Consider the following 24,820-nt stretch of genomic DNA (forward strand, 5'->3'; position numbering starts at 1 on the left):
CCATTAAGGAGAGTCTCTATGAAAGCGTTATTAGATTTATTTAAGCAGGTTACGCAAGAAGAAGAGTTTGACGCGATTAAGATCGCGTTGGCTTCACCTGAAAAAATCCGTTCATGGTCCTATGGCGAAGTGAAAAAGCCAGAAACCATCAACTACCGTACCTTCAAGCCTGAGCGGGACGGTTTGTTCTGCTCCAAAATCTTTGGCCCGATCAAGGATTATGAGTGCTTGTGCGGTAAATACAAGCGTTTGAAACACCGCGGTGTCATTTGTGAGAAGTGTGGCGTTGAAGTCACCTTGAGCAAAGTGCGTCGTGAGCGCATGGGCCACATCGAGCTGGCTTCACCAGTGGCACACATCTGGTTCCTGAAATCCTTGCCTAGCCGCTTGGGTATGGTGCTGGATATCGCCCTGCGTGACATTGAGCGCGTGTTGTACTTTGAAGCATTTATCGTTATCGATCCAGGCATGACGCCACTGACCCGTGGTCAGTTGCTGACTGAAGATGACTACCTGGCCAAGGTAGAAGAGTACGGTGATGAGTTCAATGCTGTCATGGGTGCCGAAGCCGTGCGCGAACTGCTGCGTACGATGGACATTGAGCGCGAGATCGAAAGATTGCGTAGCGAATTGTCTGCAACCAGCTCAGAAGCCAAGATCAAGAAGATCGCCAAGCGTCTGAAAGTATTGGAAGCATTCCAGAAATCTGGCATCAAGCCTGAGTGGATGATCCTGGAAATCCTGCCAGTATTGCCACCAGAGTTGCGTCCATTGGTACCGCTGGATGGTGGCCGTTTTGCGACGTCTGACCTGAACGATCTGTATCGCCGCGTGATCAACCGTAACAACCGTTTGAAGCGTTTGTTAGAGTTGAAAGCCCCGGAAATCATCGTACGTAACGAAAAACGTATGTTGCAAGAAGCGGTAGACTCACTGCTGGACAACGGTCGTCGCGGTAAAGTGATGACTGGCGCTAACAAGCGTCCGCTGAAGTCGCTGGCTGACATGATTAAAGGTAAGGGCGGTCGTTTCCGTCAGAACTTGCTGGGTAAGCGCGTGGACTACTCCGGTCGTTCCGTGATTGTGGTTGGTCCAACATTGAAACTGCATCAGTGCGGTCTGCCGAAGAAAATGGCGCTGGAACTGTTCAAGCCATTCATTTTCCACAAGCTGGAAGTGTTAGGCCTGGCGACAACCATCAAAGCCGCCAAGAAGAAAGTGGAAGAAGAAGGACCAGAAGTCTGGGATATCCTGGAAGACGTGATCCGCGAGCATCCGGTGTTGTTGAACCGTGCGCCTACGCTGCACCGTTTGGGTATCCAGGCATTTGAGCCAGTATTGATCGAAGGTAAAGCGATCCAGTTGCACCCATTGGTGTGTTCAGCCTTTAACGCCGACTTTGACGGTGACCAAATGGCGGTACACGTTCCATTGAGCCTGGAAGCACAAATGGAAGCACGCACCTTGATGCTGGCTTCTAACAACGTGCTGTCCCCAGCCAACGGCGAACCAATCATTGTGCCGTCACAGGATATCGTGTTGGGTCTGTACTACATGACCCGCGAGAAAGTGGCTGCACGCGGTGAAGGCATGATCTTCAGTGACATTAAAGAAGTACAACGTGTATACGATCAAGGCTTGATCGACTTGCACGCCAAAGTCACTGTACGTATCCGTGAGTTTGAGCTGGATGTTGCTGGTCAAAAAGTGGAAAAAATCAACCGTTATAACACCACGGTTGGCCGTGCCTTGCTGTCTGAAATCCTGCCACCGGGCTTGCCATACAGCTACATCGACAAAGCGCTGAAGAAAAAAGAAATTTCACGCCTGATCAACGCCAGCTTCCGTAAAGTGGGCATCCGTGAAACAGTGATTTTCGCTGACAAACTGATGTACACCGGTTACTCCTACGCGACCAAAGCCGGTATCTCTATCAGCATTAACGATATGTTGGTGCCACCAGAGAAAGAGCAATTGATCGCTGCGGCAGATGCCGAAGTGAAAGAGATTGAAGACCAATACGTCTCCGGTCTGGTGACTCAGGGTGAGCGTTACAACAAGGTAGTCGATATCTGGGGCCGTGCCGGTGACAAAGTGGCTGACGCCATGATGAAGCAGTTGCGCGAAGAAGATGTTAAAGACGCTGACGGTAAGGTTGTCACCAAAGACGGTAAAGCTGTACGCCAGGAATCGTTTAACGCGATTTACATGATGGCCGACTCCGGCGCCCGTGGTTCTGCGGCGCAGGTACGTCAGCTGGCTGGTATGCGTGGCCTGATGGCGAAACCGGATGGTTCCATTATTGAAACGCCAATTAAGGCGAACTTCCGTGATGGCCTGAACGTGTTGCAGTACTTTATTTCTACGCACGGTGCGCGTAAGGGTCTGGCCGATACGGCGCTGAAAACAGCGAACTCCGGTTACCTGACACGTAGGCTGGTAGACGTGACGCAAGACTTGGTTGTGACTGAGCATGATTGCGGTACGGTTGAAGGCTTGGTCACCAAGGCATTGGTCAAGGGCGGTGAAGTGGTAGAGCCGTTGCATGACCGTATCCTGGGCCGTACTTCTGCGCTGGATGTGATCCATCCTGAAACGCAAGAAGTGGTTTTCCCGGCAGGTACCCTGCTTGGTGAAGACGAAGTTGAGAAAATTGATGCCCTGGGCATTGATGAAGTGAAAGTGCGTACTGCGCTGACTTGTGATACCCGTTACGGTATTTGTGCCAAGTGTTACGGTCGTGACTTGGGTCGCGGCAAACTCATCAGCATGGGTGAAGCCGTGGGCGTGATTGCGGCGCAATCCATTGGTGAACCGGGTACACAGTTGACCATGCGTACGTTCCACATCGGTGGTGCGGTATCGCGTGCGGCGTCTGTTTCTCAGGTTGAGAGCAAGTCTAACGGTATTGCCAGCTTCACTTCTACCATGCGTTACGTGACAAACTCACGTGGCGAGCAAATTGTGATCTCCCGTAATGGTGAAGTCATTATTGCTGATGATAATGGTCGTGAGCGTGAGCGTCATAAAGTGCCTTATGGTGCGACATTGACAGTGACCGACGGTAAAACAGTGAAAGCCGGTCAAGCCTTGGCTACCTGGGATCCACATACCCGTCCTATCATTACCGAGTACGCTGGTCGTGTGAAATTCGAGAACGTCGAAGAAGGCGTGACCGTGGCCAAGCAGGTGGATGAAGTGACCGGCTTGTCTTCACTGGTGGTGATTGATCCTAAGCAGCGTGCGGGTTCAACCAAAGGCTTGCGCCCACAAGTGAAGCTGCTGGACGCGAATGGCGTGGAAGTGAAGATTGCTGGTACCGAAACACCAGTCAACGTGACCTTCCAACTGGGTTGTATCATTACCGTGAAAGATGGTCAGGAAGTTGGCGTGGGTGAAGTGCTGGCACGTATCCCGCAAGAATCTTCCAAAACCCGTGATATTACCGGGGGTCTGCCACGCGTGGCCGAGTTGTTCGAAGCCCGTTCACCAAAAGACGCCGGTATGCTGGCTGAAGTGACTGGTACGGTTTCGTTCGGTAAGGACACCAAAGGTAAACAACGTCTGGTCATCACTGACTTGGACGGTATTACCAGCGAGTTCCTGATTGCCAAGGACAAGCACGTGACTGCGCATGACGGTCAAGTGGTGACCAAAGGTGAAACCATTGTCGACGGTCCGGCAGATCCGCAAGATATCTTGCGCCTGCAAGGCCGTGAAGCACTGGCCCGTTACATCATCGACGAAGTGCAAGACGTGTATCGTTTGCAAGGCGTGAAGATTAACGATAAGCACATTGAAGTGATTGTGCGCCAGATGTTGCGTCGCGTAAAAGTACAAGACGCGGGTGACACCGGCTTTATTCCTGGTGAGCAAGTAGAGCGTGCTGATCTGTTGACAGAAAACGAACGCGTGATTGCCGAAGACAAACGTCCGGCAACTTTCGAGTACGTGTTGCTGGGTATTACCAAAGCATCGCTGTCTACCGATTCGTTCATCTCTGCGGCATCGTTCCAGGAAACGACGCGCGTGTTGACCGAGGCGGCTATTTTGGGCAAACGCGACGATTTGCGTGGTCTGAAAGAAAACGTCATTGTGGGTCGCCTGATTCCAGCCGGTACCGGTCTGGCTTATCACGAGTCCCGCAAGCGTGCAGCCGTGGCTTCACTGACACCAAATGCAGCAGAGCCATCTGAAGCATTGTTGGCAGCAGAAGCGATGTTTGCAACAGAAGAAGTTGTTGAGGAAACCGCAGCAGACGATCAACCGAACGAATAATTCGATCACTGTTGTCTCTGTGTGCAAGGGGTGTCAAGTATGAATAATGCTTGACACCCCTTGACTCATTTATTAAAATGCCGGGTTTCTCAGAATAGCCTTATTGTCTCAATAGGGCGTTATTGTTGATATGCCGCCAAACTTGGGTCTTCCTGCTCAAATGGTGGTTTTTTAAAGGTGAAGAGGTTAAGGCAATGCCAACCATTAATCAGTTAATACGTAAGCCACGCGTTAAAGTGGTTACCAAGAGCAAGGTTCCAGCCCTGGAAGCTTGTCCTCAAAAGCGTGGTGTATGTACTCGCGTATATACCACAACGCCAAAAAAACCGAACTCCGCGTTGCGTAAGGTTGCTAAAGTGCGCCTGACCAACGGTTACGAAGTGATTAGCTACATCGGCGGTGAAGGCCATAACCTGCAGGAGCACTCAGTTGTGCTGTTGCGCGGCGGTCGTGTAAAAGACTTGCCAGGTGTGCGTTACCACATGGTGCGCGGTAGCTTGGATACGGCTGGTGTGAAAGACCGTAAACAGTCCCGTTCCAAATACGGTGCTAAGCGTCCTAAAGAAGCTAAAGCTTAATTTATTAGGTGCAAGCGGACAGTTTGTCCATTTTTATAGCGGCTGAAATGCCTTGCGAGTGTCATTGCTAGCAAAAATTTAATTGAAAAGAGAATCATATGCCTAGACGTAGAGAAGTCCCCAAACGTATTATCTTGCCGGATCCAAAATTTGGTAGCCAGGAAGTGTCCAAGTTTGTAAATGTGCTGATGACAGGTGGTAAAAAATCTGTTGCCGAGCGTATCATTTACGGTGCCTTTGATCAGGTGGCCAGCAAGAGCGGTAAGGACCCGCTGGAATTATTCACCACAGCGTTGAATAATCTGCGTCCTGTGGTTGAAGTGAAGAGCCGTCGTGTGGGTGGTGCAAACTACCAGGTGCCTGTAGAAGTGCGTCCTAGCCGTCGTAGTGCGTTGGCAATGCGTTGGTTGCGTGATGCAGCGCGTAAGCGTGGCGAAAAATCCATGGGTCTGCGTTTGGCTGCCGAGTTGATCGAAGCCTCTGAAGGCCGTGGTTCTGCAATGAAAAAACGTGAAGAAGTTCACCGTATGGCAGAGGCAAACAAAGCCTTCTCACACTTCCGTTTTTAATTAAACGACCTCGTTCTTTAATAATTAGTTGAATTGATAGCAAAGGTAAAGCATCGTGGCACGTAAAACCCCTATTGAACGCTACCGTAATATTGGTATTTCTGCGCATATTGACGCAGGTAAAACAACCACGACAGAACGTATTCTGTTCTACACTGGTGTAAACCATAAGATTGGTGAAGTGCACGACGGTGCAGCGACCATGGACTGGATGGAGCAAGAGCAGGAGCGTGGTATTACCATTACTTCTGCCGCGACCACCTGTTTCTGGAAAGGCATGGACTTGTCTTTGCCTGAGCATCGATTCAACATTATTGATACCCCAGGGCACGTGGACTTTACCATTGAGGTAGAGCGCTCCATGCGTGTGCTGGATGGTGCCTGCATGGTGTACTGTGCAGTAGGTGGCGTACAGCCACAATCAGAAACTGTTTGGCGTCAAGCCAACAAGTACAAAGTGCCACGTCTGGCATTTGTAAACAAAATGGACCGTTCAGGTGCTGACTTCTTCAAAGTCGTTGAGCAAATGAAAACGCGTCTGCGCGCAAACCCAGTACCAGTGGTGATCCCTATCGGCCGTGAAGATACTTTCACCGGCGTGGTTGACTTGATGAAGATGAAAGCCATCATCTGGGATGAAGCTTCTCAAGGCATGAAGTTCACTTATGGTGATATTCCAGCTGATCTGGTTGAGACGGCAGGCAAATGGCGCGAGCAGATGGTTGAGTCTGCTGCAGAAGCCAGTGAAGAGCTGATGAACAAGTACCTGGAAAATGGTGATCTGGAAGAAAAAGACATCAAATTAGGTCTGCGTACGCGTACGATTGCTGGTGAAATCCAGCCGATGCTGTGCGGTTCTGCATTTAAAAACAAAGGCGTTCAACGTATGTTGGATGCAGTTGTTGACTTCTTGCCATCCCCAATCGACATTGATGATGTGACTGGTGAAGATGATGATGGTAAGCCAGCTAGCCGTAAAGCCGACGACAAAGAAGGCTTCTCTGCTTTGGCATTTAAATTGATGACAGACCCGTTTGTTGGTCAGCTGACATTTATCCGCGTTTACTCTGGCGTGTTGAACAAGGGTGATACCGTGCTCAACTCTGTGAAGGGTAAAAAAGAGCGTATCGGCCGTATCGTACAAATGCACGCTAACAACCGTGAAGAGGTTGAAGAGGTTTTGGCTGGTGACATCGCCGCCTGTATCGGCTTGAAAGACGTGACGACTGGTGAGTCTTTGTGTTCTCCAGACAAGCCTATCATTCTGGAGCGTATGGTGTTCCCTGAGCCAGTGATTCACGTGGCTGTTGAACCAAAAACGAAGAGTGACCAGGAAAAAATGGGCTTGGCATTGGGTCGTTTGGCACAAGAAGATCCTTCTTTCCGTGTCCGTTCCGATGAAGAGTCTGGCCAGACTATTATTTCCGGTATGGGTGAGTTGCACCTGGAAATTCTGGTAGACCGTATGCGTCGTGAATTCAACGTTGAAGCGAACGTGGGTGCGCCACAAGTGGCATACCGTGAAGCGATCCGCAAATCTGTTGAAGTGGAAGGCAAGTTCGTTAAGCAATCCGGTGGTAAGGGTCAATACGGTCACGTATGGCTCAAAATGGAACCTAACGAAGCTGGTAAAGGCTTTGAGTTTGTTGACCAGATTAAAGGTGGTACCGTACCGCGTGAATTTATTCCAGCGGTTGAAAAAGGTCTGCGTGAAACCATTCCTGCCGGTATCCTGGCTGGTTTCCCGGTCGTTGACGTAAAAGTAACGTTGTTTGATGGTTCATACCATGACGTTGACTCCAACGAAAACGCCTTCAAGATGGCTGCTTCTATCGGCTTTAAAGATGGTATGCGTAAAGCAGATCCAGTCTTGTTGGAGCCTATGATGGCCGTTGAAGTTGAAACGCCTGAAGAGTACATGGGTGATGTGATGGGTGACTTGTCATCTCGTCGCGGTATCATCCAGGGCATGGATGACATGCCTGGCGGTGGTAAAGCCATTAAGGCTGAAGTGCCACTGTCTGAAATGTTTGGTTACTCCACTGTGGTTCGCTCCCTGTCACAAGGTCGCGCGACTTACAGCATGGAATTCAAGCATTACGCTGATGCGCCGAAAAACGTTGCTGATGCAATCATCAACAAAAAATAATTGATCTATTACAGTATTGAATTAAAGGAAAACAATCATGGCAAAAGGCAAATTTGAACGTACCAAGCCACACGTGAACGTTGGTACGATTGGTCACGTTGACCACGGTAAGACGACATTGACAGCGGCGATCACCACTGTATTGACGAAGAAATTTGGCGGCGAAGCAAAAGCTTACGACCAAATTGACGCGGCACCAGAAGAAAAAGCACGTGGTATTACCATTAACACAGCACACGTTGAGTACGAGACTGCAACACGTCACTACGCACACGTTGACTGTCCAGGTCACGCTGACTACGTTAAGAACATGATTACCGGTGCTGCCCAGATGGACGGCGCGATCCTGGTATGTTCAGCTGCTGACGGCCCGATGCCACAAACACGTGAGCACATCCTGTTGGCCCGCCAGGTTGGTGTTCCATACATCGTGGTGTTCCTGAACAAAGCAGACATGGTTGACGATGCTGAGTTGTTGGAACTGGTTGAGATGGAAGTGCGTGACTTGCTGAGCAAGTATGACTTCCCAGGTGATGACACCCCAATCGTTAAAGGTTCAGCAAAATTGGCACTGGAAGGTGACCAATCAGAAATCGGCGAACCAGCGATTTTCGCCTTGGCTGACGCATTGGACAGCTACATCCCAACACCAGAGCGCGCAATCGACGGCGCATTCCTGATGCCAGTGGAAGACGTATTCTCTATCTCTGGTCGTGGTACTGTAGTAACAGGCCGTATCGAGCGTGGTATCGTTAAAGTCGGCGACGAAATCGAAATCGTAGGTATCAAGCCAACATTGAAAACCACCTGTACTGGTGTTGAAATGTTCCGTAAACTGCTGGACCAGGGTCAAGCAGGCGACAACGTAGGCGTATTGCTGCGTGGTACTAAGCGTGAAGAAGTTGAGCGTGGTCAAGTATTGTCCAAATCAGGTTCTATCAAGCCACACACCAAGTTCACAGCAGAGATCTACGTGTTGGGTAAAGATGAAGGTGGTCGTCATACACCATTCTTCAACGGCTACCGTCCACAGTTCTACTTCCGTACAACTGACGTGACTGGTGCAGTTGAATTGCCAGCAGGTACCGAAATGGTTATGCCAGGTGACAACGTATCTATCTCAGTTGCACTGATTGCTCCGATCGCGATGGAAGAAGGCTTGCGCTTCGCTATCCGTGAAGGTGGTCGTACCGTTGGTGCTGGCGTCGTTGCCAAAATCATCGAGTAATTATCTTTATGAGCGGCAGGGTTATCCTGCCGCTTTTTGCTCTTTTTAAGGAAAAAACATGGCAGCTCAAAAAATTCGTATCCGTCTGAAAGCATTTGACTATCGTTTGATCGACCAATCTGCTTTGGAAATCGTAGATACTGCGAAACGTACTGGTGCAGTTGTTAAAGGTCCAGTGCCATTGCCAACACGTATCGAGCGCTTTGACATTCTGCGTTCACCACACGTGAACAAAACTTCCCGTGACCAGTTTGAAATCCGTACCCATCAGCGTTTGATGGACATCGTGGATCCAACAGACAAGACTGTTGATGCATTGATGAAGCTGGATCTGCCAGCTGGCGTGGATGTAGAAATCAAGCTTTAATTTTAAAGCTGACATTGCAATAAACCTTTTCGAAAGAAAAGGTTATTGTCAAATCTAGAATAGTTCGGTATAATCCGCGCTCTTCGGTGGACGGTCAATTGTAATCGTCCACTTTAACTATTATAAGGAACTGATCATGAGCTTAGGGCTTATTGGTCGCAAAGTGGGCATGACCCGCATTTTTACAGATGAAGGCGCAAGCATTCCTGTAACAGTGCTGGAAGTGATTCCTAACCGCGTGACACAAGTTAAGACAGTCGCAACGGATGGCTATACGGGCCTGCAGGTTGCTTACGGTGAGCGTCGTGCCAGCCGTATCAACAAAGCGTTGACTGGTCACTTTGCCAAAGCTGGCGTAACTGCTGGTGCTGGTATCAAAGAATTCAATGTGGCTGAAGATGTATTGGCTAACTTCCAAGTAGGTGGAAATGTCACTGTTGATATTTTCTCTGTTGGTCAGTTGGTTGATGTGACGGGTACTTCCATCGGTAAAGGTTTTGCCGGTGCGATCAAGCGTCATAACTTCTCCTCTAACCGTGCTTCTCACGGTAACTCACGTTCGCACAACGTACCAGGCTCTATCGGTATGGCGCAGGATCCAGGTCGAGTATTCCCTGGTAAGCGCATGCCTGGCCATTTGGGTGATGCTAAAGTCACTACCCAGAACCTGGAAATCGTTCGTGTAGACGCAGAGCGTAACCTGTTGTTGATTAAAGGTTCCGTACCTGGCTCCAAAGGTGGCAATGTCGTTGTACGTCCAGCCATCAAAGCGAAAGGGGCTAAATAATGGAATTGAAATTAATCGATCAAAACGGCAAAGTAGCTAAAAAAGGCGTTGATGCGTCTGACGTTACTTTTGGTCGTGAGTTTAACGAGTCATTGGTGCATGAAGTGGTTGTTGCCTACATGGCAAATGCCCGTACTGCGACTCGCGCACAAAAAACACGTGCTACTGTTGCTCACACGACACATAAGCCATATGCACAAAAAGGTACTGGTAACGCCCGTGCCGGTATGGCATCCAGCCCGATCTGGCGCGGAGGCGGTCGTGCATTCCCAAACAGCCCTAACGAAAACTACAGCCACAAAGTAAACCGTAAGGCTTACCGTGCTGGCATGCAGACTATTTTGTCTGAGTTGGTTCGTCAGGACCGTTTGAAGGTAGTAGACAACTTCACAGTTGATACACCTAAAACAAAACAATTCGTACAAAAAATCAATGCTCTGGGCATCGATGGCGGTGTATTGCTGTTGACTGACGGTTTTGATGAGAACTTGTACTTGTCTTCCCGTAACCTGCCAAACGTATTGGTGGTTGAAGCGCAGTATGCTGATCCAGTAAGTCTGGTGCGTTTCCCTAACGTTTTGGTCACAGCCAATGCTGTGAAAAAACTTGAGGAGATCTTGGCATGATTACCGCAGCAACTAAAACACAAGATCGTTTATTGCAAGTGATTTTGGCGCCTCAGATTACTGAAAAAGCAACTTTCATTGCTGACAAACATCAGCAAATTGCTTTCAAGGTACGCACTGATGCGACTAAGCCAGAAATTAAAGCGGCTGTTGAACTGGTGTTCAAAGTCGAAGTGGCTTCTGTATCTGTGATCAACGTCGCAGGTAAAGTGAAGCGTGCTGGCCGTCGTATTGGTAAGCGTAACGACTGGAAAAAAGCTTATGTGAGCTTGAAGCCAGGTCAAGAAATTAACTTTGCAGCTGGCGAATAAGGAGAGAAGACATGGCATTAGTTAAAGTCAAACCAACTTCCCCCGGTCGTCGCGGTGTATTGAAAGTCGTTACACCAGATTTGCACAAAGGCAAACCTTACGCGCCACTGTTGGAAAGTCAAAGTAAAAACGCAGGTCGTAACAACAACGGCCGCATTACAACCCGTCACCAAGGTGGTGGTCATAAGCAGCATTACCGTATTGTTGACTTCCGTCGCAATAAAGATGGTATTCCTGCGACTGTTGAGCGTATTGAGTACGATCCAAACCGTACGGCGAACATTGCACTGTTGTGCTACGCCGATGGTGAGCGTCGTTACATCATTGCACCACGCGGCATTGCTGCCGGTGCACAGTTGATCAGCGGTTCTGAAGCGCCTATCCGTGCTGGTAATGCATTGCCTTTGCGCAACATTCCAGTGGGTAGCACGATTCACTGCATCGAAATTCAACCAGGCAAAGGTGCACAAATCGCCCGTTCAGCAGGTACTTCCGTACAGTTGCTGGCGCGTGAAGGTTCCTACGCTCAGTTACGTTTGCGTTCAGGTGAGGTGCGCCGTGTGCACGTTGACTGCAAAGCCACATTGGGCGAAGTGGGTAACGAAGAGCACTCACTGCGTTCTATCGGTAAAGCTGGTGCAATGCGCTGGCGCGGTGTTCGTCCTACCGTTCGCGGTGTGGTGATGAACCCGGTTGATCACCCGCACGGTGGTGGTGAAGGCCGTACAGCTGCTGGTATGAACCCTGTGTCACCATGGGGTCAGAAAACTAAGGGTTATCGTACTCGTAAGAATAAGCGTACTGATAACATGCGTGTAAGTCGTCGTCCGAGAAATGTAAGGTAATCGCTATGGCACGTTCTATTAAAAAAGGTCCATTTGTGGACGCTCACTTGGCTAAGAAAGTCGAAACTGCCACTGCGAACCGCGACAGAAAACCAATTAAAACTTGGTCACGTCGTTCGACTGTATTGCCAAACTTTATTGGTTTAACCATCGCAGTGCACAACGGTAGACAGCATGTGCCTGTGTTGATTTCTGAAAACATGGTTGGTCACAAACTCGGTGAATTTGCGTTGACACGTACATTCAAGGGTCACGCGGCTGATAAAAAAGCGAAGAAGTAAGGGGCTGATTATGCAAGTTACTGCAGTTTTAAAAGGCGTACACCTTTCTCCGCAAAAAGCGCGTCTGGTGGCTGACCTGGTCCGTGGCAAAAAAGTAGATCAAGCACTGAACATCCTGGCATTCACACCAAAGCGTGGTGCCGAGATCATCAAAAAAGTGGTTTTGTCTGCAATTGCTAACGCCGAACATAACAATGGTGCTGATATCGACACATTGAAGGTGACTTCAATCTATGTGGATAAAGGCTTGGTGATGAAGCGTATCCGTGCACGTGCAAAAGGTCGCGCTGGTCGTATTACGAAACCAACCTGTCATATTCATGTGACAGTCGGTGACTCAAAGGAATAATATGGGACAGAAAATTCATCCAATTGGGTTCCGTTTGAGCGTTCAGAAAAACTGGGCCTCACGTTGGTACTCTAATAGCCAGAACTTCCCTGCGATGTTGCAAGGCGACATCAAAGTGCGCGAGTTCTTGAACAAGAAATTGGCGAGTGCTGCTGTGAGCCGCATCGTGATCGAGCGTCCTGCTAAGAACGCAAAAATCACGATTCACAGTGCACGTCCTGGTGTTGTGATTGGTAAGAAAGGCGAAGATATCGAATCTTTGCGTTCTAGCCTGCAAGGCCTGATGGGCGTTCCAGTGCACCTGAACATTGAAGAAGTGCGTAAACCAGAATTGGACGCTACTTTGATCGCACAATCTATTGCCCAGCAATTGGAAAAGCGCGTAATGTTCCGTCGTGCCATGAAGCGTGCCATGCAAAACGCAATGCGTTTGGGCGCACAAGGTATCAAGATCATGAGTTCCGGTCGTTTGAACGGTATCGAAATTGCACGTACCGAGTGGTACCGTGAAGGCCGTGTGCCTTTGCATACACTGCGTGCTGATATCGACTACGGTGTGGCAGAAGCTTCTACCACCTACGGTATTATCGGGATTAAAGTTTGGGTATTCAAAGGCGAGATCTTCGGTGACAACGCTGCTAACGCTGCCGTTGCTGATGCTGAGCCAGAGAAAAAAGTAAGAAAGCCGAGGGCTAAAGATGCTGCAACCAGCTAGACAGAAATACCGTAAGATGCAAAAGGGTCGCAATAAAGGTATTGCGACTACTGGTAACAAGGTGAGCTTTGGTGAATTTGGTTTGAAAGCGATCGGTCGCGGTCGTTTGACGGCACGCCAGATTGAAGCTGCACGTCGTGTGATGACTCGTCACATTAAACGTGGTGGCCGCGTTTGGATTCGTGTGTTCCCGGATCAACCGATCTCTAAGAAACCTGCTGAAGTACGTATGGGTAACGGTAAAGGTAGCGTGGACTACTACATCGCCCAGATTCAGCCAGGCAAAATGCTGTACGAAATGGATGGCGTGAGCGAAGAGCTGGCACGTGAGGCTTTCAGATTGGCTGCTGCCAAGCTGCCAGTCGAAACTACATTCATGACCCGTCAAATTGGCAGTTAAGGAGTAGTAACGATGAAAGCTTCTGAATTGAGAGCAAAGTCAGCAGATGAGCTCAATAACGAGTTGGTTGAGTTGCGCCGTGCGCAGTTTTCTCTGCGCATGCAGGTAGCCACCCAACAATTGAACAAAGTAGATCAGCTGGGTAAAGTGCGCAAAGATATCGCTCGCGTGAACTCTGTATTGGCTGAGAAAGCGAAACAGGCATGATGACTGAAAAAGCGAAAGTAGTACGCAGTTTCACTGGCCGCGTGGTGAGCAACAAGATGGATAAAACCGTGACTGTGCTTGTCGAGCGTAAAGTGAAGCATCCTCTGATTGGTAAAGTGGTTGTTAAATCGAACAAGTTCCATGCACACGATGAAGCAAATGCATGCAACGAAGGCGATGTAGTGACTATCACAGAGACACGCCCATACTCCAAGACTAAAACTTGGGTTGTAAGCAAAATCGAAGCTAAATAAGGCTTCAAAATATAAAACCGGAAAAACGCTTGTCACAAGCGTTTTTTTGGTTGTATAATGTTGGACTTTTCGGTGCCCGCCTTAGTTGGCATGTAGCTGGCACCCCAATACTGACCGTGGTCTATTGGCCGAAATTGTGAAAGCAAGCGGCTGGTAGTGGTTATAACGGATTAAGTTGGAGATTATTTCTCATGATTCAAATGCAATCTCGGCTGGAAGTAGCCGACAACACTGGTGCGCGTTCCGTTCAGTGTATCAAAGTCTTGGGTGGTTCCAAGCGTCGTTATGCCAGCATTGGCGACATCATTAAGGTCAGCATTAAAGATGCTGCACCACGTGGTCGCGTCAAAAAAGGTGAAATTTACAACGCTGTGGTTGTGCGCACTGCTAAAGGTGTTCGCCGTCCAGATGGTTCGTTAGTTAAATTTGATGCCAATGCAGCAGTCTTGTTGAATAACAAGCTGGAGCCTATTGGTACGCGTATTTTTGGCCCTGTGACACGTGAATTGCGTAGTGAGCGCTTCATGAAGATTGTTTCACTGGCGCCTGAAGTGTTGTAATTGGCTTGGAGACAATCAAATGAGCAAAATTCGCAAAGGTGACCAGGTCATTCTGAATACAGGTAAAGATGCAGGTAAAACAGGTGCTGTTTTAAGCGTCTTGCCAACAGGCCATGTAGTGGTTGAAGGTTTGAATGTGGTTAAGAAACACACTCGCCCAAACCCGATGCGTGGTATCACTGGTGGCATCATCAGCAAGGAAATGCCGGTAGACGGCTCCAATGTGGCAATCTTCAATGCTGCAACACAAAAAGCTGATCGTGTTGGTTTCAAGGTACTGGAAGATGGTCGCAAGATTCGTGTATTCAAATCTAGCGGCGAGTCTATCGACGCATAGGATAATATATGGCACGTTTAAAACAGTATTATAACGATAGCGTGGTTGCCAAATTGACAGAACAATTTGGTTACACCTCAGCAATGCAGGTTCCACGTATCGAAAAAATTACCCTGAACATGGGTGTGGGCGAGGCTGTGGCTGACAAGAAGGTCATGGAAAACGCTGTTGCTGATATGCAAAAAATTGCAGGTCAGAAACCAATCGTTACCAAGGCTAAGAAGTCTGTCGCTGCATTTAAGATTCGTGACGACTATCCTGTTGGTTGCAAAGTAACACTGCGTCGCGAGCGTATGTACGAATTCCTGGATCGTCTGATCACTGTGGCTATTCCACGTATTCGTGACTTCCGTGGTATCTCAGGCAAGTCTTTTGACGGCCGTGGTAACTACAACATGGGCGTGAAAGAGCAGATCATTTTCCCAGAAATCGAATACGATAAAATCGATGCGCTGCGCGGGATGAACATCACGATTACTACAACTGCGAAAACAGACGAAGAAGCGAAAGCTCTTTTGGCTGCGTTCAGTTTCCCTTTCAGAGGTTAGTCATGGCAAAAGTATGTATGACAGAGCGCGAACAAAAGCGTCGCGAAACCGTTAAAAAATATGCAGCTAAACGTGCTGAATTGGTTGCTGCTAGCAACGATCAGTCTGCCAGCGTCGAAGATCGCATGGCTGCACGTTTGAAGTTGCAAAGTCTGCCGCGCAACTCCAGTCCTGTTCGCACACGTAACCGTTGTGCTTTGACTGGTCGTCCACGTGGTGTGTTTAGTAAATTTGGTATCGCACGTAACGAGTTGCGTAAGTTGATGATGGCTGGTCACGTACCAGGTGTCACCAAGGCCAGCTGGTAACGGAGGAATAGAACATGAGTATGAGTGATCCGATTGCCGATATGTTGACCCGTATTCGTAACGCGCAACGTACGAATAAAACAACCGTTTCAATGCCTGCTTCTAAAGTAAAAGGCGCGATTGCAAACGTGTTGAAAGATGAAGGTTACATCGATGATTTCAACGTTCAAAACAATGACGGTAAGCCAGTTTTGAACATTAGCCTGAAATACTATGCCGGTCGTCCAGTAATTGAGAAGATCGAGCGTGTATCCAAGCCAGGTTTGCGTATTTATAAAGGTAGTCAGAATCTGCCTAAAGTGATGAACGGTTTAGGTGTGACTATCGTTTCCACTTCTAGAGGCGTGATGACTGATCGTAAAGCACAAGCTGCCGGTATCGGTGGTGAAGTTTTGTGCATCGTGGCCTAAGGAGAATCAATATGTCACGTGTTGCTAAAAACCCGATTGCGATTCCTGCGAAAGTGGAAGTTGTAATTTCTCCTTCAGAGATCTCCGTTAGCGGTCCTCTGGGTAAGTTAAGCCAAGCGCTGGTTTCAGAAATTTCTGTTTCCCGTGAAGGTGAAGAGTTGTTGGTTAAAGCGACCAGCGAAACACAACATGCAAGAGCGATGTCAGGTACGACACGCGCTTTGCTGGCCAATATGGTGCAAGGTGTTTCTACTGGCTTTACCCGTAAATTGTCACTGATTGGCGTTGGCTACAAAGCAAATGCTCAAGGTTCTACCCTGAACCTGGAGTTAGGCTACTCTCACCCGATTAACCACAAAATGCCTGAAGGCGTTACTGTGCAAACACCTACTCCTACAGAGGTGATTTTGACTGGCGCTAACAAGCAAGTGGTTGGTCAAGTGGCTGCGCAGATTCGTGCTTACCGTGCACCTGAGCCATATAAAGGCAAAGGCGTTCGTTATGCAGATGAAGTGGTCACTATTAAAGAGACCAAGAAAAAATAACTAAGGCACTTGCAGCGTAATGCTGCAAGGTTAGACACTGGCCTTAACAGTGAATCAACATTAAAGGTAAATTCAATGAAGAACGTAAATAACCGCTTGCGCAGAGCACGTAAAACCCGTGCCAAAATCGCCGAGTTGAAAGTGACACGTTTGAGTGTACATCGCACCAATACCAATATCTACGCACAGATCATTGCTGAAACTGGCGATCGCGTATTGGCGAGTGCATCCACCGTTGAGGCTGAAGTGCGTCAACAACTGAAAAATGGCGGCAACATCGAAGCTGCAACCCTGATTGGTAAGCGTATTGCTGAAAAAGCAGCGCAGGCTGGTATTACCACTGTTGCATTTGATCGTTCAGGCTACAAGTATCACGGTCGTATCAAGGCTTTGGCCGAAGCTGCCCGTGAAACCGGTCTCAAATTCTAAGGGTGAGATAAAGAATGGCTAAAGATATTGAACAGCAGCAAACCGACGGTTTGCGCGAAAAGATGATTACCGTTAACCGTGTCAGTAAAACGGTTAAGGGCGGTCGTATCATGAGCTTCGCTGCGTTGACCGTAGTTGGTGATGGTGATGGTGCCGTTGGTATGGGTAAAGGTAAAGCACGTGAAGTGCCAGTGGCTGTACAAAAAGCCATGGACGAAGCCCGTCGCAACATGGTTAAAGTAAACCTGAATAACGGTACATTGCATCACGCAGTGACTGGCGTTCACGGTGCAGCCAAAGTGCTGATTCAGCCAGCTTCTGAAGGTACCGGTATTATTGCTGGTGGTGCAATGCGCGCGATCTTCGAAGTAATGGGTGTGACTAACGTGGTTGCAAAAAGTATTGGTTCTACCAATCCTTACAACCTGGTTCGCGCAACTTTGAACGGTTTGGCATCCATGAATACGCCGGCTGAAATAGCCGCTAAACGTGGTAAGACCGTAGAAGAAATCAGAGGTTAATCATGGCTAAAGCAAAAAAAGAAAGCGCTACTTTAAAAGTAACGTTGGTTAGAAGTTTGATTGGTCGTATCGAAGCGCACAAAGCCACTGTACGTGGTCTGGGTCTGCGTCGTATGCACCATACTGTAGAAGTGCAGGACACTCCTGAAATTCGCGGCATGATCAATGCAGTGAGTTATCTTTTGAAGGTTGAATAATCATGCAATTAAACACGATTAAGCCTGCTGCAGGCGCAAAAAAAGCACCTCGTCGTTTAGGTCGTGGCATTGGCTCTGGTTTGGGTAAAACTGGTGGCCGTGGTCATAAAGGTCAAAAATCCCGTGCTGGTGGCTTTCATAAGGTCGGTTTCGAAGGCGGTCAAATGCCTTTGCAACGTCGTTTGCCAAAACGTGGTTTTAACTCACTGACACAAGCTGACACCGCACGTATCCGTACGAGTGAGTTGGCTTTGGTGGATGCTGAAGTGATCGACATCTTGTCTTTGAAAGCTGCCAAATTGGTGCCAGTATCTGCAAAAGCAGTAAAGGTTTACCTGTCTGGTGAAGTGGCTGCCAAAGTACAGGTGCAAGGGTTGTTGTTGACTAAAGGTGCTCAAGCTGCCATCGAATCTGCTGGCGGCAAAGTACTGGAAGTCTAATCTGTTGTAAGAAAAGAGTATCAGCTTGGCACAGGATAATATCTTAAGTTCCGTAAGCAAACTTGGCGAATTAAAAAGCCGTTTGTGGTTCTTGTTGGGCGCATTGGTGGTTTACCGCTTGGGTGCGCATATTCCAGTGCCAGGCATTGATCCAACTGTGTTAAAGCAGTTGTTTGATACGCAGAAAGATGGCATTTTGGGCATGTTTAACATGTTCTCCGGTGGCGCGTTATCACGTTTCACCGTGTTTGCCCTCGGCATCATGCCTTATATTTCTGCCTCAATTATTATGCAGTTGCTGACTGTGGTTTCACCGCAGCTGGAGCAACTGAAAAAAGAGGGCGAAGCTGGTCGTCGTCAAATTACCAAATACACCCGTTACGGTACGGTGTTGTTGGCAACTTTCCAGGCGTTAGGCATTGCCATTGCATTGGAAGGCCAGGCTGGTCTGGTATTGGACCCGGGCTTTGCATTCCGTATTACTGCTGTGACCACACTGGTGGCTGGCACAATGTTTTTGATGTGGTTGGGCGAGCAGATTACCGAGCGTGGTATAGGTAACGGCATCTCAATCATTATTTTCGCGGGTATTGTGGCAGGCTTGCCGCATGCGATTGGTAGTACGCTGGATCTGGCAAAAACCGGAGCATTCTCTATTCCATTGGTGATGTTCCTGTTTGTGGCAGTGATTCTGGTGACTGCATTGGTTGTGTTCGTTGAACGTGGCCAACGCAAGATTACCGTGAACTACGCCAAACGCCAGGTCGGTAACCGTATTTATGGTGGTCAGTCTACGCACTTGCCACTGAAGCTGAATATGTCAGGTGTGATTCCACCGATTTTCGCTTCAAGTATTATCTTGTTCCCAGCTACATTGGCTGGCTGGTTTGGTAGCAGTGAACATATGTACTGGTTGAAGGATGTGAGTGCAAAACTCTCCCCAGGCCAGCCTTTGTACATCTTGTTATTTGCTGCCGCGATTTTGTTTTTTGCCTTCTTCTACACGGCATTGGTATTCAATCCGAAAGAAACGGCAGATAACCTGAAGAAGAGTGGTGCGTTTGTGCCGGGGATCCGTCCTGGTGATCAAACCGCTAAATACATTGATCGCATCATGGGACGATTGACGCTGATTGGTGCGCTGTACATTACGCTGGTTTGTTTGTTGCCAGAGTTTTTAGTGTTGAAGTTTAATACCCCGTTCTATTTTGGTGGTACTTCATTGTTGATTATCGTTGTCGTGACGATGGACTTTATGACGCAGGTGCAATCACATCTGATGTCACAACAGTATGAGGGATTGCTGAAAAAAGCCAATTTTAAAGGAACGGGCAAGTAGCAATGGCAAGAGAGGATCGCATTGAGATGCAAGGCGAGATTCTGGAAAACTTGCCGAATGCAACTTTTAAAGTGAAACTTGAAAACGGTCATACTGTACTTGGTTATATTTCAGGCAAGATGCGCATGCACTACATACGCATCTTGCCTGGTGACAAAGTCACGGTAGAAATGACCCCATATGATTTAACCCGTGCGCGAATTACATTCCGCGCAAAGTAAGTGAATTAAATAAAGGAAAGTAAGATGAGAGTTCGCGCATCAGTTAAAACATTATGCCGTAACTGTAAAGTAGTAAGACGTCGCGGCGTTGTTCGTATTATTTGTACTGACCCACGTCATAAACAACGTCAAGGTTAATGGTAAAACATTTGCTTGTGAGAGTATTGATTGGCTGATATAATATGCGGCTTTTCTTTTCTACGCACAAGTTTGATCGTTAAAAACGATTGATTATTGGAGTTTAAGTATGGCTCGTATTGCCGGGGTAAATATCCCAAACCACAAACATGCAGAAATTGCTTTGACCTCTATTTACGGTATTGGTCGCGATACTGCGCAGAAAATCTGTGCTGCGGCTGGTGTACTGACAACAGCAAAGGTAAAAGACCTGAGCGACTCAGAAGTTGAAAAGCTGCGTGACGAAGTGGCTAAATACACTGTAGAAGGTGATTTGCGTCGTGAAGTAACCATGAACATCAAGCGTTTGATGGACCTGGGTTGCTATCGCGGTATTCGCCATCGTCGTGGCTTGCCAGTGCGCGGTCAGCGTACCAAAACCAATGCGCGTACACGCAAAGGTCCGGTTAAAGCCATCAAGCAAGCTAAATAATCTTTTATTGAACATCAGTAGATATTAAGGACAGTACAACATGGCAAAAGCTAATGTACGCGTTAGAAAAAAAGTTAAAAAGAATATTGCCGAGGGTATCGCTCACGTGCACGCTTCTTTTAACAACACGATTATTACGATTACCGATCGTCAAGGCAATGCATTGTCATGGGCTACTTCCGGTGGTCAAGGTTTTAAAGGTTCACGTAAAAGTACTCCATTTGCTGCACAGGTAGCTTCTGAAGTGGCTGGTAAAGCTGCTCAGGAATCTGGCGTTAAGAATCTGGAAGTGCGTATCAAGGGTCCAGGTCCAGGTCGTGAATCCGCTGTGCGTGCGTTGAATGCTGCCGGTTTTAAAATCACCAGCATTACTGATGTGACACCGGTGCCGCATAACGGCTGCCGCCCACCGAAAAAACGCAGAATTTAATTCATTTCGCTTCGATAAATTAGCGAATCGATTACTGGAGAACTATTTTGGCTAGAAATTTAGACCCTAAATGCCGTCAATGCCGTCGTGAAGGTGAAAAACTGTTTCTGAAAGCAGAAAAATGCTTTACAGACAAATGCGCAATTGAAAAGCGCAACTTCGCACCAGGTCAGCATGGTCAGCGCCGCAACTCACGTCTGTCTGACTACGGCGTGCAATTGCGCGAGAAGCAAAAAGTACGTCGTATTTACGGCGTTTTGGAAGGTCAGTTCCGTACTTATTACGCTGAGGCTGATCGTCAAAAAGGCATTACTGGTGAGAACCTGTTGCAATTGCTGGAGTCCCGTCTGGACAACGTAGCATACCGCATGGGTCTGGCTGGTTCACGTTCTGAAGCACGTCAAGTTGTGCGTCATAACAGCATTTTGGTAAACGGTAAGCGCGTAAATATCCCTTCATACCAAGTGAAGGCTGGTGACGTGGTAACTGTTGCTGATAAATCTAAAACACAATTGCGTATTAAAGCTGCAGTTGAAGCGGCTGAACAACGTGGTTTCCCTGAGTGGTTGGAAGTCGACGTCAAAGCATTGTCTGGTAAGTTCAAGGCTAAACCTCAGCGTGATGAGTTGCCTGCTACCATCAATGAATCATTGATCGTTGAATTGTATTCTAAGTAATCGCTTAGCTTAGGCTAAGGATTACTTGTTACTACCCAATTACTTCAAGGAGTTGTATGCAAAATAACCCTACAGATTATTTGAAGCCACGTGTTGTGGACGTTGAAGTGATTACTCCACTGCGTGCACGTGTGACTTTAGAGCCAATGGAACGTGGCTTTGGCTATACCTTGGGTAATGCGTTGAGAAGAGTGTTGCTTTCTTCCATCCCGGGTTTTGCCATTACTGAAGTAAAAATTGATGGTGTTGTACATGAGTACTCCACCATTGAAGGCGTACAGGAAGACGTTGTTGACATCTTGCTGAACCTGAAAGGTGTTGCCTTAAAGCTGCACAACAAAACCGAAACCATTTTGGTGTTGAACAAATCTGGTGAAGGCATTGTGACTGCTGGCGATTTTGAAGTTGGTCATGATGCTGAGATCGTTAACCCGAACCACATTATTGCGAACATCACCAAAGGTGGCAAGTTGAACCTGGAAGTGAAAGTTGAAATGGGTCGTGGTTATCAGCCTGTTCCAGCACGTCAAAAAGCTAACGATGAAGATCGCGTATTAGGCTTTATGATGGTAGATGCTTCTTTCAGCCCGATCAACAAAGTGAGCTACCATGTTGAGAGCGCACGTGTTGAACAGCGTACTGACCTCGACAAGCTGATTATGGATGTTGAGACTAACGGCATTATTGAGCCTGAGCAGGCGATCCGTGATGCTGCGCGTATCCTGATTGGTCAGTTGTCCGTGTTTGCAAATCTGGAAGGTGCTTCTGCTGATGTTGAAGTGAAAGCTGCACCTCAGGTAGATCCTATCCTGTTGCGTCCGGTTGATGACCTGGAATTGACAGTACGTTCTGCCAACTGCCTCAAAGCAGAAAACATTTTCTACATTGGTGATCTGATTCAGCGTACAGAAAACGAATTGCTGAAAGCGCCTAACCTGGGTAGAAAATCATTGAACGAAATTAAAGACGTGTTGGCCTCTAAAGGCCTGACACTGGGAATGAAGCTGGAAAACTGGCCACCTGTTGGTCTGGAAAAAGCTTAATTCCTGATCAGATAAATACTTAAGGAAATTACTATGCGTCACGGTAATAGCAATCGTAAATTGAACAGAACCAGCAGCCACCGCGCAGCCATGTTCCGCAACATGGTGACCTCTTTGCTGCGTCACGAAGTGATTAAAACAACTTTGCCTAAGGCAAAAGAGCTGCGTAAATATGCAGAGCCATTGATCACTTTGGGTAAAACACCTACATTGGCAAACCGTCGTCTGGCTTTCAGCCGTCTGCGTGACCGTGATATCGTAGGTAAATTGTTCGGTGAACTGGGTCCACGTTACAATGCACGTAATGGCGGTTACCTGCGCATTTTGAAGTGTGGTTTCCGTCAAGGTGACAATGCTCCAATGGCGTTCGTAGAGTTGGTTGATCGCCCAGAAGTAGCAGAAGCACCAGCAGCAGAATAAGACATGACGCATGTATAAAAAAGCCAGCGAAAGCTGGCTTTTTTATTTTCTAAAGCGGCTATTAGTTGCCCTTAAGCCAATGGTTAATCGTATCCGCGGTGAATGGCCAATACAGCTCTTTTGGGTTGCTGGCTGAATTCTGCATGAGCACCGGAATACTGATTTCATAGCGCTGCAGCAATTTTTCGTCATCAATGATGTCTAGGTATTGATAAGGCAGATCCAGCGCCTGTAACAGGTGCTCAGCATCCTCACAGAGATGGCAACCTTGGGTGCCGAATAATATCAATTGGTTTTGCATAAAACTCTAGGTAGTGTCATCAACGCTTTGTACAATGATACCTGCAAAAATAACGCCTGCTCAACATTGGATAATGCATGACAGAAATTCACGAACAAGATGAGAAAGTCACCGAAGGCAAGGAAAGCCTGAGCGAGACTTTGCAACAGGTGATCCACTTGCTGGATAAGCACAAGCTGGTTGAGCATGTCGTGCATAGGCAGGATATGCCTAAGCATGACCTGGTCGAGAGCCTGGTTCACAAACAAAACTTGAGTATTCTGCAGCACAAGCTGGATCAGTTACACCCGGCGGACGTGGCCTACATCCTGGAATCCTTGCCATTAGACGATCGTTTAATGGTATGGGATCTGGTGAAGGCCGATCGTGATGGCGAGATTCTGCTGGAAGCGTCGGATGCGGTTCGTCAAACCCTGATTGCGGACATGGATAGTGACGAATTGCTGGCCGCTGCCGAGCAATTGGACACTGACGAGCTGGCTGACCTGGCGCCAGATTTGCCGAAAGATGTATTGCAGGACTTGTTATACAGCCTGGATACGCAGCATCGTGAGCGCTTGCAATCGGCATTGTCTTATCCGGACGATACCGTAGGTTCGATTATGGACTTTGATATTGTGACCATTCGTGACGATATCACACTGGAAGTGGTGTTGCGTTACTTGCGTCGTTTGCCTAAATTCCCCGACCATACTGACAAGTTGTTCGTCATTAACCGTGATGACATTTTGCAAGGTGTGTTGCCACTCAAGCGTATTATCCTCAACGATCCTGAGACTAAAGTCGGCGATATTATGTCGACAGATGCGGTTGTGTTTCATCCGGAAGATATGGCTGACCAGGCGGCGATGGCGTTTGAGCGTTATGACCTGGTGACGGCACCGGTGGTCGATAATAACCGCAAGCTGGTGGGGCGGATTACGGTCGATACCGTCATGGATATTATCCGTGAAGAGGCCGAGGCTGACATGTTGTCTCTGGCCGGTTTGCGCGAAGAGGAGGACTTCTTTGCCTCGATCTGGAAGTCTGTGCAAAACCGCTGGGCCTGGCTGGCAATTAACCTGGTCACCGCGCTGGTTGCGTCCCGTGTGATTGGTTTATTCGAGGGCAGTATCGAGAAGATTGTGGCGCTGGCAGCCTTGATGCCGATTGTGGCCGGTATTGGCGGCAACTCCGGTAATCAGACCACGACTATGATTGTTCGCGGTTTGGCATTGGGTCAAATCTCTGGCTATCACATGAAGTCTCTGTTGCAGAAAGAAATGGGCGTGGCATTGCTCAATGGCTTGCTGTGGGGCAGTGTGCTGGGGTTGATTGCCTTCTGGTTATACCATAGTGCTGCATTGGGGCTGGTGATGATGGCCGCGATGACGCTGAATCTGCTATTGGCGGCGATTATTGGTGTGACCATCCCATTGGTGATGAATAAGTTAGACCGCGATCCGGCGGTAGGCTCCAGTGTGTTGATTACGGCCATGACCGATAGTGGTGGCTTCTTAATTTTCCTTGGACTGGCCACAATCTTTTTGTTGTAAATAAT

The 24,820-nt window shown here is 48.1% G+C and carries 36 protein-coding genes; 35 read left to right on the forward strand and 1 reads right to left on the reverse strand.

Translation table 11 applies throughout. The features are described from left to right. The first annotated feature begins 18 nt into the window (after positions 1-18). From rpoC to rplQ, 34 genes are all read left to right on the forward strand, one after another. On the forward strand, positions 19-4,278 hold the full coding sequence (rpoC, locus tag INP79_RS02355) for a DNA-directed RNA polymerase subunit beta' (protein WP_194752782.1): 4,260 nt from the start codon (positions 19-21) through the stop codon (positions 4,276-4,278). A 194-nt stretch (positions 4,279-4,472) separates the two neighbouring features. Beyond that, positions 4,473-4,856 carry a 30S ribosomal protein S12 gene (gene rpsL, locus INP79_RS02360; protein ID WP_019881215.1) on the forward strand — a complete coding sequence of 128 codons (384 nt, stop codon included), beginning with the start codon at positions 4,473-4,475 and terminating at the stop codon, positions 4,854-4,856. 98 nt (positions 4,857-4,954) lie between these two features. Continuing rightward, positions 4,955-5,425, forward strand: a complete 471-nt coding sequence (gene rpsG / locus INP79_RS02365; RefSeq protein WP_019881216.1) for a 30S ribosomal protein S7 — start codon at positions 4,955-4,957, stop codon at positions 5,423-5,425. Positions 5,426-5,480: 55 nt separating this feature from the next. Next, complete coding sequence (gene fusA, locus INP79_RS02370; protein WP_194752783.1) at positions 5,481-7,574, forward strand: elongation factor G; 2,094 nt, start codon at positions 5,481-5,483, stop codon at positions 7,572-7,574. A 37-nt stretch (positions 7,575-7,611) separates the two neighbouring features. Then, positions 7,612-8,802, forward strand: coding sequence for an elongation factor Tu (gene tuf, locus INP79_RS02375; RefSeq protein WP_194740353.1), 1,191 nt, complete (start codon positions 7,612-7,614; stop codon positions 8,800-8,802). A 58-nt stretch (positions 8,803-8,860) separates the two neighbouring features. Next, positions 8,861-9,169: a 30S ribosomal protein S10 gene (gene rpsJ / locus INP79_RS02380; protein ID WP_018986280.1), complete on the forward strand. Its 309-nt coding sequence runs from the start codon at positions 8,861-8,863 to the stop codon at positions 9,167-9,169. Positions 9,170-9,305: 136 nt separating this feature from the next. Further along, positions 9,306-9,956 carry a 50S ribosomal protein L3 gene (gene rplC, locus INP79_RS02385; RefSeq protein WP_019881219.1) on the forward strand — a complete coding sequence of 217 codons (651 nt, stop codon included), beginning with the start codon at positions 9,306-9,308 and terminating at the stop codon, positions 9,954-9,956. Then, on the forward strand, positions 9,956-10,582 hold the full coding sequence (rplD, locus tag INP79_RS02390) for a 50S ribosomal protein L4 (protein WP_194740361.1): 627 nt from the start codon (positions 9,956-9,958) through the stop codon (positions 10,580-10,582). Before rplC ends, rplD begins: the two co-directional genes overlap by 1 nt. Further along, positions 10,579-10,893: a 50S ribosomal protein L23 gene (gene rplW, locus INP79_RS02395; RefSeq protein WP_019881221.1), complete on the forward strand. Its 315-nt coding sequence runs from the start codon at positions 10,579-10,581 to the stop codon at positions 10,891-10,893. The genes rplD and rplW overlap by 4 nt, the downstream gene beginning before the upstream one ends. A gap of 11 nt (positions 10,894-10,904) precedes the next feature. Beyond that, complete coding sequence (gene rplB, locus INP79_RS02400; RefSeq protein ID WP_019881222.1) at positions 10,905-11,738, forward strand: 50S ribosomal protein L2; 834 nt, start codon at positions 10,905-10,907, stop codon at positions 11,736-11,738. A gap of 5 nt (positions 11,739-11,743) precedes the next feature. Continuing rightward, the gene (gene rpsS, locus INP79_RS02405; protein WP_019881223.1) at positions 11,744-12,019 is read left to right on the forward strand and encodes a 30S ribosomal protein S19; all 276 of its coding nucleotides are present in this window, start codon (positions 11,744-11,746) and stop codon (positions 12,017-12,019) included. Positions 12,020-12,029: 10 nt separating this feature from the next. Next, positions 12,030-12,368 (forward strand): 50S ribosomal protein L22, encoded by a 339-nt coding sequence (rplV, locus tag INP79_RS02410; protein WP_018986274.1) that lies wholly within the window; start codon positions 12,030-12,032, stop codon positions 12,366-12,368. 1 nt (position 12,369) lies between these two features. Further along, positions 12,370-13,083 (forward strand): 30S ribosomal protein S3, encoded by a 714-nt coding sequence (gene rpsC, locus INP79_RS02415; protein ID WP_019881224.1) that lies wholly within the window; start codon positions 12,370-12,372, stop codon positions 13,081-13,083. Beyond that, the gene (gene rplP, locus INP79_RS02420; protein ID WP_018986272.1) at positions 13,067-13,483 is read left to right on the forward strand and encodes a 50S ribosomal protein L16; all 417 of its coding nucleotides are present in this window, start codon (positions 13,067-13,069) and stop codon (positions 13,481-13,483) included. Before rpsC ends, rplP begins: the two co-directional genes overlap by 17 nt. A gap of 12 nt (positions 13,484-13,495) precedes the next feature. Continuing rightward, complete coding sequence (gene rpmC / locus INP79_RS02425) at positions 13,496-13,690, forward strand: 50S ribosomal protein L29 (RefSeq protein ID WP_019881226.1); 195 nt, start codon at positions 13,496-13,498, stop codon at positions 13,688-13,690. Beyond that, positions 13,687-13,944, forward strand: a complete 258-nt coding sequence (gene rpsQ, locus INP79_RS02430; protein ID WP_305076193.1) for a 30S ribosomal protein S17 — start codon at positions 13,687-13,689, stop codon at positions 13,942-13,944. The genes rpmC and rpsQ overlap by 4 nt, the downstream gene beginning before the upstream one ends. A 191-nt stretch (positions 13,945-14,135) precedes the next feature. Then, on the forward strand, positions 14,136-14,504 hold the full coding sequence (rplN, locus tag INP79_RS02435) for a 50S ribosomal protein L14 (protein WP_019881229.1): 369 nt from the start codon (positions 14,136-14,138) through the stop codon (positions 14,502-14,504). Positions 14,505-14,523: 19 nt separating this feature from the next. Then, positions 14,524-14,841 (forward strand): 50S ribosomal protein L24, encoded by a 318-nt coding sequence (rplX, locus tag INP79_RS02440; protein WP_019881230.1) that lies wholly within the window; start codon positions 14,524-14,526, stop codon positions 14,839-14,841. 8 nt (positions 14,842-14,849) lie between these two features. Continuing rightward, positions 14,850-15,389, forward strand: coding sequence for a 50S ribosomal protein L5 (rplE, locus tag INP79_RS02445; RefSeq protein WP_019881231.1), 540 nt, complete (start codon positions 14,850-14,852; stop codon positions 15,387-15,389). Between the two features lie 2 nt (positions 15,390-15,391). Further along, a complete protein-coding gene (gene rpsN / locus INP79_RS02450) occupies positions 15,392-15,697 on the forward strand; it encodes a 30S ribosomal protein S14 (RefSeq protein ID WP_024929371.1) in 306 nt (101 codons plus the stop codon). Positions 15,698-15,711: 14 nt separating this feature from the next. Then, entirely contained in the window at positions 15,712-16,107 is a 396-nt protein-coding gene (rpsH, locus tag INP79_RS02455; protein ID WP_019881233.1) for a 30S ribosomal protein S8, read from the forward strand. An 11-nt stretch (positions 16,108-16,118) separates the two neighbouring features. Next, positions 16,119-16,652 (forward strand): 50S ribosomal protein L6, encoded by a 534-nt coding sequence (rplF, locus tag INP79_RS02460; protein ID WP_019881234.1) that lies wholly within the window; start codon positions 16,119-16,121, stop codon positions 16,650-16,652. 75 nt (positions 16,653-16,727) lie between these two features. Continuing rightward, positions 16,728-17,081 carry a 50S ribosomal protein L18 gene (gene rplR / locus INP79_RS02465; RefSeq protein WP_019881235.1) on the forward strand — a complete coding sequence of 118 codons (354 nt, stop codon included), beginning with the start codon at positions 16,728-16,730 and terminating at the stop codon, positions 17,079-17,081. Positions 17,082-17,095: 14 nt separating this feature from the next. Next, positions 17,096-17,602 (forward strand): 30S ribosomal protein S5, encoded by a 507-nt coding sequence (gene rpsE, locus INP79_RS02470; RefSeq protein ID WP_019881236.1) that lies wholly within the window; start codon positions 17,096-17,098, stop codon positions 17,600-17,602. Positions 17,603-17,604: 2 nt separating this feature from the next. Then, positions 17,605-17,799: a 50S ribosomal protein L30 gene (gene rpmD, locus INP79_RS02475; protein ID WP_019881237.1), complete on the forward strand. Its 195-nt coding sequence runs from the start codon at positions 17,605-17,607 to the stop codon at positions 17,797-17,799. Between the two features lie 2 nt (positions 17,800-17,801). After that, on the forward strand, positions 17,802-18,239 hold the full coding sequence (rplO, locus tag INP79_RS02480) for a 50S ribosomal protein L15 (protein ID WP_024929372.1): 438 nt from the start codon (positions 17,802-17,804) through the stop codon (positions 18,237-18,239). A gap of 25 nt (positions 18,240-18,264) precedes the next feature. Beyond that, positions 18,265-19,578 carry a preprotein translocase subunit SecY gene (gene secY, locus INP79_RS02485; protein ID WP_194740363.1) on the forward strand — a complete coding sequence of 438 codons (1,314 nt, stop codon included), beginning with the start codon at positions 18,265-18,267 and terminating at the stop codon, positions 19,576-19,578. 2 nt (positions 19,579-19,580) lie between these two features. After that, the gene (gene infA / locus INP79_RS02490) at positions 19,581-19,799 is read left to right on the forward strand and encodes a translation initiation factor IF-1 (RefSeq protein ID WP_019881241.1); all 219 of its coding nucleotides are present in this window, start codon (positions 19,581-19,583) and stop codon (positions 19,797-19,799) included. A gap of 24 nt (positions 19,800-19,823) precedes the next feature. Further along, on the forward strand, positions 19,824-19,937 hold the full coding sequence (gene rpmJ / locus INP79_RS02495; protein ID WP_081620790.1) for a 50S ribosomal protein L36: 114 nt from the start codon (positions 19,824-19,826) through the stop codon (positions 19,935-19,937). A 109-nt stretch (positions 19,938-20,046) separates the two neighbouring features. After that, positions 20,047-20,409, forward strand: coding sequence for a 30S ribosomal protein S13 (rpsM, locus tag INP79_RS02500; protein WP_194740364.1), 363 nt, complete (start codon positions 20,047-20,049; stop codon positions 20,407-20,409). Between the two features lie 40 nt (positions 20,410-20,449). Continuing rightward, positions 20,450-20,839, forward strand: a complete 390-nt coding sequence (gene rpsK, locus INP79_RS02505) for a 30S ribosomal protein S11 (protein ID WP_018986256.1) — start codon at positions 20,450-20,452, stop codon at positions 20,837-20,839. Positions 20,840-20,886: 47 nt separating this feature from the next. Next, on the forward strand, positions 20,887-21,516 hold the full coding sequence (gene rpsD, locus INP79_RS02510) for a 30S ribosomal protein S4 (RefSeq protein WP_019881243.1): 630 nt from the start codon (positions 20,887-20,889) through the stop codon (positions 21,514-21,516). Between the two features lie 56 nt (positions 21,517-21,572). Then, complete coding sequence (gene rpoA, locus INP79_RS02515) at positions 21,573-22,559, forward strand: DNA-directed RNA polymerase subunit alpha (RefSeq protein ID WP_018986254.1); 987 nt, start codon at positions 21,573-21,575, stop codon at positions 22,557-22,559. Between the two features lie 33 nt (positions 22,560-22,592). Continuing rightward, positions 22,593-22,979, forward strand: coding sequence for a 50S ribosomal protein L17 (gene rplQ, locus INP79_RS02520; RefSeq protein WP_019881247.1), 387 nt, complete (start codon positions 22,593-22,595; stop codon positions 22,977-22,979). 61 nt (positions 22,980-23,040) lie between these two features. Here rplQ and INP79_RS02525 read toward each other — a convergent pair whose 3' ends face one another. Further along, positions 23,041-23,280, reverse strand: a complete 240-nt coding sequence (locus tag INP79_RS02525) for a glutaredoxin family protein (protein WP_194752784.1) — start codon at positions 23,278-23,280, stop codon at positions 23,041-23,043. 77 nt (positions 23,281-23,357) lie between these two features. On the opposite strand from INP79_RS02525, the gene mgtE reads away from it, so the two are divergent. Then, a complete protein-coding gene (mgtE, locus tag INP79_RS02530) occupies positions 23,358-24,815 on the forward strand; it encodes a magnesium transporter (RefSeq protein WP_194752785.1) in 1,458 nt (485 codons plus the stop codon). Positions 24,816-24,820: the final 5 nt, after the last annotated feature.

The sequence above is a fragment of the Methylophilus sp. QUAN genome (assembly GCF_015354445.1).
Taxonomy (GTDB): domain Bacteria; phylum Pseudomonadota; class Gammaproteobacteria; order Burkholderiales; family Methylophilaceae; genus Methylophilus.